Annotated in this window: 9 protein-coding genes; 4 read left to right on the forward strand and 5 right to left on the reverse strand. The window is 35.4% G+C overall.

From position 1 onward, the window contains the following. Window positions 1–344 precede the first annotated feature (344 nt). Window positions 345–788, reverse strand: a complete 444-nt coding sequence (locus ADA55_RS17190; protein WP_048686120.1) for an Lrp/AsnC family transcriptional regulator — start codon at window positions 786–788, stop codon at window positions 345–347. A gap of 119 nt (window positions 789–907) precedes the next feature. Between ADA55_RS17190 and ADA55_RS17195 the strand changes: the two genes are divergently transcribed. After that, complete coding sequence (locus ADA55_RS17195) at window positions 908–1,453, forward strand: cysteine hydrolase family protein (RefSeq protein WP_048686122.1); 546 nt, start codon at window positions 908–910, stop codon at window positions 1,451–1,453. Window positions 1,454–1,755: 302 nt separating this feature from the next. Here ADA55_RS17195 and ADA55_RS31425 read toward each other — a convergent pair whose 3' ends face one another. From ADA55_RS31425 to ADA55_RS17210, 3 genes are all read right to left on the reverse strand, one after another. Beyond that, window positions 1,756–1,878 carry a DNA methyltransferase gene (locus ADA55_RS31425; RefSeq protein WP_081088624.1) on the reverse strand — a complete coding sequence of 41 codons (123 nt, stop codon included), beginning with the start codon at window positions 1,876–1,878 and terminating at the stop codon, window positions 1,756–1,758. 820 nt (window positions 1,879–2,698) lie between these two features. Beyond that, window positions 2,699–3,337 (reverse strand): LysE family translocator, encoded by a 639-nt coding sequence (locus ADA55_RS17205; protein WP_048686126.1) that lies wholly within the window; start codon window positions 3,335–3,337, stop codon window positions 2,699–2,701. Window positions 3,338–3,600: 263 nt separating this feature from the next. Continuing rightward, window positions 3,601–4,224 (reverse strand): FMN-binding negative transcriptional regulator, encoded by a 624-nt coding sequence (locus ADA55_RS17210; RefSeq protein WP_048686129.1) that lies wholly within the window; start codon window positions 4,222–4,224, stop codon window positions 3,601–3,603. Between the two features lie 126 nt (window positions 4,225–4,350). Between ADA55_RS17210 and ADA55_RS17215 the strand changes: the two genes are divergently transcribed. Beyond that, a complete protein-coding gene (locus ADA55_RS17215) occupies window positions 4,351–5,736 on the forward strand; it encodes a PLP-dependent aminotransferase family protein (RefSeq protein WP_048686131.1) in 1,386 nt (461 codons plus the stop codon). Window positions 5,737–5,941: 205 nt separating this feature from the next. On the opposite strand, the gene ADA55_RS17220 is transcribed toward ADA55_RS17215, so the two are convergent. After that, window positions 5,942–6,553 (reverse strand): FMN-binding negative transcriptional regulator, encoded by a 612-nt coding sequence (locus ADA55_RS17220; RefSeq protein WP_048686133.1) that lies wholly within the window; start codon window positions 6,551–6,553, stop codon window positions 5,942–5,944. Between the two features lie 463 nt (window positions 6,554–7,016). Between ADA55_RS17220 and ADA55_RS17225 the strand changes: the two genes are divergently transcribed. Together ADA55_RS17225 and ADA55_RS17230 are read left to right on the forward strand one after the other, a co-directional pair. Next, window positions 7,017–7,910: a LysR family transcriptional regulator gene (locus tag ADA55_RS17225; RefSeq protein WP_048686135.1), complete on the forward strand. Its 894-nt coding sequence runs from the start codon at window positions 7,017–7,019 to the stop codon at window positions 7,908–7,910. 104 nt (window positions 7,911–8,014) lie between these two features. Next, window positions 8,015–8,653, forward strand: coding sequence for an HD domain-containing protein (locus ADA55_RS17230; protein WP_048686137.1), 639 nt, complete (start codon window positions 8,015–8,017; stop codon window positions 8,651–8,653). Window positions 8,654–8,787: the final 134 nt, after the last annotated feature.

Consider the following 8,787-nt stretch of genomic DNA (forward strand, 5'->3'; position numbering starts at 1 on the left):
ATCTCTATGCCACCTCTTTGCTGACGGATTCCCGCTTTTACCCACATCCCTCGCGATTAAGGGAATAATAAGATAGCAGACCCTGCTACTACGGTAACTAACGTAAACAACCAATGTTGGCCCGTCATCATCAATTCAGGAGCAAAACTAACAATTACTATATCAACCATTCCAACACCAACATAAGCAAGCGCATAATCATCTACCGTTTTTCTTTTCCCTTCGAATCTACGATATTTAAAAAGACTATTCCCACTGCTACTGTCCCAGTCGAACATCCCATACTTGGAACGATTCATGATGATTGGGAATACAGTGTCTTCTTTTAAATAAAAATATATTTATTAAATTGTGGCAGTCAATGGATTATGTTGCTTAATTTCTTGTATTGATAGATATAAAGAATAGTTCCCATAATCGAGAATTTTATTAAGAAAAAGATTCAATAGTTCTTGAGAGTTAACTTTTATTTTTAAATGGTAACAACCTTCTCCCGATACTCGGTGAGCTTCAACTATCTCATTTCTATCATTAATAAAACGTATAAACGAATCATGGTTTGCTGTTTTCATATAAATAATGACAAATGCTGTATAAGAAAGTCCTAATTTCATTTCATCGACTATTAGTGAGTAGGCTTTAATTACTCCATTTTCCTCAAGTTTTTTAATCCGATTTCCTACTGCTTGTCCCGTCATATGAATTTGTTCACCTAAGTCTTTCCACTGAATACGTGAATTTTCGGATAATAACCGAAGGATTTGAAAATCAATGTTATCAAGTTCCATAATAAATTCCTTTCACCATGAAATGCTTTGATATAAAAGTGTTTCATCAAAGTATCGATAGAAATCAATATATCATTTATCATTATATTGTACTAAAATTTTATAAAGAGGTGGAAAAAATGAGCACAGCTTTAATCATTGTCGATATTCAAAATGACTATTTTCCAAATGGAAAGATGGAATTAAGCAACCCTGAAAAAGCAGCCGCTAATGCTGCTAAAGTTCTTGAATGGTTTAGGCAGAATAACAAAGATAATATTTTTCATGTTCAGCATATCGCTAGTGATCCTGGGTTAGGCTTTTTTCTTCCGAATACGGATGGAGTTAAACTGAATGAAGCTGTTCTACCATTAGAACACGAAAGCGTTATCATAAAACATTTCCCTAACAGCTTTTTACAGACTGAATTAGAAAGCAAATTAAAAGAAAAAGGAGTGACAAAGCTAGTGATTGTAGGTATGATGACGCATATGTGCATTGATGCCACAGTCAGAGCTGCAGTGGATTTAGGCTTTGAAACTACACTTATTGAAGATGCATGTGCGACAAGGGACTTATCTTATCAAGATAAGGTCGTTCCAGCTGAACAGGTCCATTATGCCTTTGTCAGCGCACTTAACGGTATGTATGCCAATGTAATTTCGACCGAGGATTTCCTGGAATAAAAAAAGAATACATCCTTAGAACCAATAATTTATTATAAGTGGGAGCTTGTTTTAAAACAAGCTCCCTTTTTTACTGATGTTAGACTGTTATCCAAGCTGTATCTTGCTGTATCTTGCAGTTTCCTGCAAATGTGCAACTACCCGTTGCACAGGAAAACTCAAACCAAAAAAAGAGAAATGATGTTAAAGGTATACCGTCACATGCCCATCAAACTAGGGCATGTGACAGTACCTCAATACTAAAATACCTGTATCAAATAAACACTTATCTCACGGCCAAAATAAGACTGCACAATCAACTTTTAAAAGCTTAACATTCGTAGCTTATTATCTAATTCGAAACCAATAAAGTTCCCTTTTAGGTTAATTGCAGCCTGTCCTGTTGATCCTGACCCCATAAAACGATGTAATACTTTTTCAAACAATAACTTAATTTTGACAAGGGTGAATTCTTACTTTTCCACTAACGCAGGAGCTTCATTAGAAGCCCCTATTAATAAGAAATGACCCTTTATGATAAAACCCTTCTCTTTTTTTGAACGACTTTCCTTTTACTTTCATAATTCCCGTTAAAAACAAAAGATGATGAATTACTTGTAAACCGAGTATGACAACGTATTTGTTAAGTTTAAAAAGGCAGAAGCTGCAATTATCAAAGAAAAGATAAGAGTATAATAGTGCCCTTACCTCAGACTGTAGGCAAACTCGATGAAAATTGAGTATGCCTATGGTTTTTTATGGGTGTACTATTTAGACGTTGATTTCCGCTTCAGGCACTCGCTTTCAGCGGACGGTCGCAAGGAAGCCTCCTCTGCACCTTTGCGCCTGGGGGGTCTCCCCTTGACACGTTTTTCCCGCAGGAGTCTCGCACTTCCGCTCCAAACCTTTAGATAGAAACCTTTTGCCTAGAGTCTTTATTGATTTTAACCGAATTATTAAAAAAACTTGTGTGCTGAGGATGCCTTCTAAACATGATTCTATCAGGGAGATCAACTGGTGCCTGCGATCTAGTTGGTTCTTAAAATTGAGGCTGCCATTGACTTCTCTTTCCTTTATGATTTGATGAAAGATATGCATTAAGAAATTTTTTAATTCCGAACCCCCTTTGTCTACAAACAGAGGTAAGAGCATGCAATTGCATGAGGGGATGACGACCAAAAATCATCATCAATGATAAATCTAGGCATAATCTTTCCATTTCATTTTATTTATTATCTTAGTAGAATCGATTTTTATCAAATACTCTTATGTTTTGGAGGGGCTCGCAAAGACGGAGAATACCCCTAGAACAATATATAAATAACCAGTTATCCGATTCTGAAACCTAGAATTCACTTCACTACCCAGAATCCGCTTTCTAATACTTGCTGCAAGTACTGCATACAGACCATCACTAATGAAAGCTAGGATAATAAATATAATTCCTAAAAGTAAAAATTGTATGGTGACTGAACCAGCCGAAGGTGATATGAATTGCGGAAAGAAGGCTAAAAAAAAGAGAGCTGTCTTAGGATTCATTACTTCTACGAGCGCAGATTCGTAAAATATCTTTAATAACTTTTTGCGAGGGGCTTTTGGAATTTCTGAAGTCGTTCGATCAGATGTAGAAAATAAAGTCCTGCACCCCAGATAGATAAGATAAGCAGCACCCAAGTATTTAACGATATTAAAGGTTGTTGCTGATGTCATAAGGATCGCTGAAACTCCAATCGCTCCAGCTAAAACGTGAACAGAACCGCCAAGTGATACACCAAGAACTGATACTATGCCCGCCTTCTTCCCTTGGTCTATACTTCTTGCCATAATATACAACACAGCTGGTCCAGGTATTATTAACAATGTAGCAGCAGTAAGTACAAATAGCCAAATATTTGAAAACTCCATAAAAAGCAACTCCTTATTGTATTTTGGCACAAGATTTATTGGGCTCCTCCTTGATGGCGAAAGTAAGGTTACACTTTTTTAAGGTTCGCTTTCATCGAAGGAGGCGATTTGTTGCTCATTTAGAAAAGGAATCTGTTCCAACTTTTTTTATTATGAGCTCTTGTCTGTAAGGAATGGTTTTGACTTACCTTTGCTTTCCTTAAAAAATGTTAAACACCATTTTTGTTTTTAGGGTGCCACTGCAAACCCTATTAATATACTAATCATTCAATTGACCCTTTCCTCTGCTCACGCATCCATTTCGCAACCTGAATCTCCCCTTGTTCATTTGATTTTTCAAGCTCTGTAATAATCGCTTTGTAATCGGTGTCATTACGATTTTGACTCATTTTGGCTGCAGCTTGAATAGATGTGATTTCAATTTCAAAGCCCACTATTCCTTTCATTTCACTCTTTAGCAACTCTGGATCAAACGTTTCCCAGGTCCGGCCATTTTCTCGGTGACCCTCATAATGATTAAGCATAGTATCCAAGGAGGAAATCAGCTCGTCTTCAGTGATTAAACGAGCTGATCCATACGCATGTACAGCTAGATAGTCCCATGTAGGAACCTCTTCGCACTGATACCAACTTGATGAAATGTAAGCGTGCTGCCCTTGGAAAATCAGTAACACATCACTATTATTGTCTAAAGTCTTTTTCTGCATGTTTCCGTATGCAATATGCCCAGTCGCATAGATTTTCCCTTCATCTTCGCGAATTTCCAAAGGGATATGAGTAGCTAAGGGACGATGTTCATTAACAGTGATCAATAAGGCAAACGGGTTAGACTTCATAATTTGAACTGCTTCTTCATTTTTCATACGATATTGCTTAGGAATGTACACAATCATCTTCCTTTCAACTTGTATTTGAATTTTAAAAATAAATATCCGATAAAAAAATATTATTATACAAGTTGACATAAAAAAAGGTACAATATTAAACAAATATACATGTCAGAGGGAATGCAAATGAATAATACCATTTTTACGTTCAATGATAACGCCCCAAAATACAAACAAATCTATGAGAAATTCAAATCATATATTGAACAAGGAGACATTTTGGCAAATGAGCAATTACCCTCCATTCGTCAACTTGCAGATTCTTTACATGTAAGTCGCAATACAACTTTATTGGCATATGAACAACTTGTTGCTGAAGGTTATATTCGTGGAGAGGGCAGAAAAGGATATTTTGCAAACGAGTTAGAACCCCGTATATTTCAGGAACCCTTAATCTCTTATGATAAAAAGCAGACTGAGTCCAAGATACCTCCAGTAATTAATTTCAGGGCAGATGCCGTTGATCAAACTCATTTCCCACTGAAAATTTGGAGGAAAATTGCTAATCAAGTATTAACATTACAGGATAGCTTTCGATACGGGGAACCATTTGGGGAAGAATGCCTGCGCGAACAAATCTCAACATATTTATTCCAATCACGCGGCGTGAAAACAAATGCAAATGCAATTATTATCGGAAGCAGTACCCAACAAATGCTTGTATACCTTGGACATATACTGAAGGATGAATTCCAGAGTATTATAGTTGAAGACCCTGGTTACGACGGTGCTAGGGAAGCTTTTCATTTCCATCGTTTTATGTTTGAAACTTTGCCGGTTTATGAAACAGGTGCTGAACTTTCACAATTAGAACAAATGAAATCACGATTAATCTATGTAACTCCTTCCCATCAAAGTCCAATTGGAGTAAGCATGTCCATCCAACAACGGCAAATGATTATTCATTGGGTTAACAAGATGCGTGGATATATTATCGAAGACGATTATGATAGTGAATTTCGCTATACACAAAAACCATTCCCTGCTCTTGCCTCCATTGATTCAGCAAGAGTCATTTATTTAGGGAATTTCTCGAAGTCCTTTCTTCCAGGAATTCGTTTAAGTTATATGGTCTTGCCACAGCCACTTTTAAATCGTTATAAAAATCAGTTTCTTCATTTTGAAGCCACCACCTCCCTGCTTAGCCAGCTTACAATGGCTAAATTTATGGAAGAGGGAGAATGGAGTAGACATATAAAACGCATGCGCCTAGTTTATAAAAGAAAAATGCAGCACTTAGTATCCGCTTTAAAAGAGCAATTCGATCAAAATATATCCATTATTGGTGAACAATCTGGTTTGTACGTATTAGTCAAAGTACATCTGAAGCATTCAGAAGAATGGTTAATTCAGCAAGCTTCCTTACATGGAGTTACTGTGTATCCTACTTCTCTCTACTTCATTAAAAATAACACCGACGGACCAATGGTTAAATTAGGTTTCAGTAATCTTTCTTCCCATGAAATTGATGTGGGTGTGAAACTCTTAAAGAATGCATGGTTCAAAGAATAACTCCACCATTCTTTGAACCAATTTGTAGCTGTTTTAATTGAATGTTTGGTGCTGCAATGATAAATAATCTTCATAGGACCCTTAATTTTTTATTGCGATGACATTAAGTGCGGCTGTAGATCAAAAACTAAGCCTAATTTCCGTCTGGAATTAGGCTTAGTTTTTGATCTACCACATTATTGAACAAGACAAAGTCGAATAACTTTTATTTTTGTAGATTTTTCTTCATAAGAGATGCTATTTGTATATTACCTTGTTGAGAAGTGTTTTCAAGATGCTTAATAATTAATTCTTGACGTTCAACAGGGTGATTTTGACTTAATTTAGCTTTCGCTTCAATTTTTGTGATTTTTATTTTAAAAGCTACAATCCCTTTACTCATTCCTTCGATAAATCTGGAATCCACATCCTTTAAACGGTATGGGCTTTCTGGATTTTCATATTTGTTTACCATATCATTCAGTGAATCGAATATGACTTTTTGATCTTTGACAATCTCCATCTTTCCATATAAATGGATAGAGACATAATTCCAAGTAGGAACTGCCATCGTTGTTTCATACCAAGAAGGAGATATATAAGAGTGAGGACCTTGGAAAACCGCAAGAACTTGTTGGTATTCTATATCCTTCCATTGTTCGTTTGGGCGGGCAAAATGACCATATAAAGCACTTTCACCTTTATTTAATGTGAGTGGAAGATGGGTAGCGTATGGTTCTCCATTGTGTCGAGAAAATAAAGTGGCAAAGCTGTACTTTTCAATAAAATCATAAATTATTTCTTCATCCTTGAGTTGAAAATGTTTAGGTATATACATGATTTAGCTCCTCCTTGATATTTGTCATTTTCGGCTACTCTCAAATTTTAAGTATTATATGAGATATTCTATTATGTGATCTGACATCTAAAAAGGTACAATTATTATTAATTGCGCATGTCAATGGTGATTACAATTTTCATATAATGATGACCTTTTATTTTGACGTATATAAACTTACATTTAGTGAATTAATTACGACTTCAATTTTAAGCAATATAGACAGTTTTCTGTTTAACCAGGCCCGTTATCCAACATCATTGTGAGTTATTTATGAACCAAAATAACAGATAGCTAATGGTGTTTTTTAATTTTATCCAGCAATCGGGCCAAATTATGGAATAATCCCTTCAAATAAAGTAACTTAATAACTAGATTATTTTATTGGAAGCATACAGATTTAATTTTTTTCATTAGAAAGGATTGAAATAATATCGAAATAAGACATTTAGAATATTTCTTAATGGTCAGTAAAGAACTGCATTTTACAAAAGCAGCTGAAAAATTAGGAATTTCGCAACCAACTTTAAGCCATCAAATTAAAATGCTTGAACAAGATATAGGCTATGCACTATTTAACCGTATTGGTAAGAAGATTGAACTTACCAAGGTGGGTGAAATCGTACAACAAGAAGCATTGAATATTCAATATTCCTTACAAAGTATATCTTCTCAAATTAGAGCACTTACAAAAGTAGAAATCGGGGAATTGAAAATTGCCGTGTTACCAGGAGAAATAACTGATTTGGTTTCCACTTTGTGCATTAAATTCAACCAATTATATCCAAACATAAAAGTGTTTGTTCAAAGTACGGATCAAGTGGAAATGGCTGTTTTAGAGAATCAAGCTGATTTTGGTATTGGTTTTGAATACAATCGTGATGATATGTTGATGGTGACGAAGTTGTATGATGAAGAATTTTACCTGATTAGTAATCAAAGTAATGGAGAGCGGAAGGTTTCATTTTCCGATGTTTTAGACAGTCCGCTTATTTTATTTCCAAATATCCATCAATGCAGAAAAATACTTGATAAAACGAGTCTTGAGGCTGGCAGGCAGTTAGAACCTATCGTCGAAACGTCTAGCATTGAATCTATCTTGAAGCTCGTTCGAAATGGGGTTGGCCGCAGTTTTGTTTCGCGTACATTATATGAATTTTATGATACAGAGGATTTATTTTTCCAACGTATTGAAAAACCAACTTTGACTAGATCTGTTTATCTCGTGATGAAAAAGAATCGTTTTATCAATTATGCAGCACGTAAGTATATTGAGTTATTATTATGTGAAATCGAAAGGCTGCGTTTTCATACAGAAAAAGATGAGATAGCTTCTTTAAAAAGTTCTATATTATAGTTTTTATCTATTATTATCATAGAAATGAATGGATAGATAAATGATAAATTCCTCTTTACAATGAAAACAAGTTCATAATCAAATTGTAAAGGGGATTTTTAATTATGTTTCAAGAAGTAGCAGGTATTAAAATTCCAGATTCTCAATTGGCTAAAGAAGCAGCAGATCTTTTACGCGAGCATGGGGACGACTTGTTGTGGAATCATTCAAATCGTGTATTTTTATTTGGTGCAGTCAACGGAAAAAAAACGAAGCAGAATCATGATTTAGAGTTGCTATATGTTAGTGCATTATTCCATGATTTAGGTTTAACAAAAAAGTTCAGCAGTCCAGATTTACGATTTGAAGTAGACGGTGCAAATGCTGCGAGGAGCTTTTTACAACAGTATCAAATTCCAGATGAGTCGATCCGTCTTGTATGGGATGCTATTGCATTACATACGACACCTGGCGTTGCAGAACATAAAGAAGCTGAAGTGGCACTACTCTTTTCAGGTGTTGGTTTAGATGTGATGGGAGATGGCTTTGAACAATTCCCTGACGACTTGCGTGAAGAAATTATAAAAGCCTTCCCACGTAACAATTTCAAAAAGGACATTATTCCAGCGTTTTATGAGGGCTTTAAGCATAAGCCAGAAACCACTTTCGGCAATATGAAGGAAGATATTATTGAATATTTTAGACCGGAATATAAAAATAAAAATTTCTGTGATTGTATTTTGCATTCACCTTGGACAGAATAGGGTACAAAAATGACAGAAAGTTTGTACAAAAGGTTATATCGGCCAAGGAAGCTACTAAAAAATAAAGGCTGTTTTCGCATACTTTGTTGCTATTTACCAAGTAGTGCGGTGTGGTTGATTTCCCCTCCAGATGC

Origin of the sequence: Bacillus sp. 220_BSPC (genome assembly GCF_001054655.1) — a bacterium.
Classification (GTDB): Bacteria; Bacillota; Bacilli; order Bacillales; family DSM-1321; genus Peribacillus; species Peribacillus frigoritolerans.

Coding starts and splice junctions, on each gene's coding strand:
- ADA55_RS17190 (WP_048686120.1), bottom strand. CDS start 788: ATGGAACTTGATAACATTGATTTTCAAATCCTTCGGTTATTATCCGAA.
- ADA55_RS17195 (WP_048686122.1), top strand. CDS start 908: ATGAGCACAGCTTTAATCATTGTCGATATTCAAAATGACTATTTTCCA.
- ADA55_RS17205 (WP_048686126.1), bottom strand. CDS start 3,337: ATGGAGTTTTCAAATATTTGGCTATTTGTACTTACTGCTGCTACATTG.
- ADA55_RS17215 (WP_048686131.1), top strand. CDS start 4,351: ATGAATAATACCATTTTTACGTTCAATGATAACGCCCCAAAATACAAA.
- ADA55_RS17220 (WP_048686133.1), bottom strand. CDS start 6,553: ATGTATATACCTAAACATTTTCAACTCAAGGATGAAGAAATAATTTAT.
- ADA55_RS17225 (WP_048686135.1), top strand. CDS start 7,017: ATGGTCAGTAAAGAACTGCATTTTACAAAAGCAGCTGAAAAATTAGGA.
- ADA55_RS17230 (WP_048686137.1), top strand. CDS start 8,015: ATGTTTCAAGAAGTAGCAGGTATTAAAATTCCAGATTCTCAATTGGCT.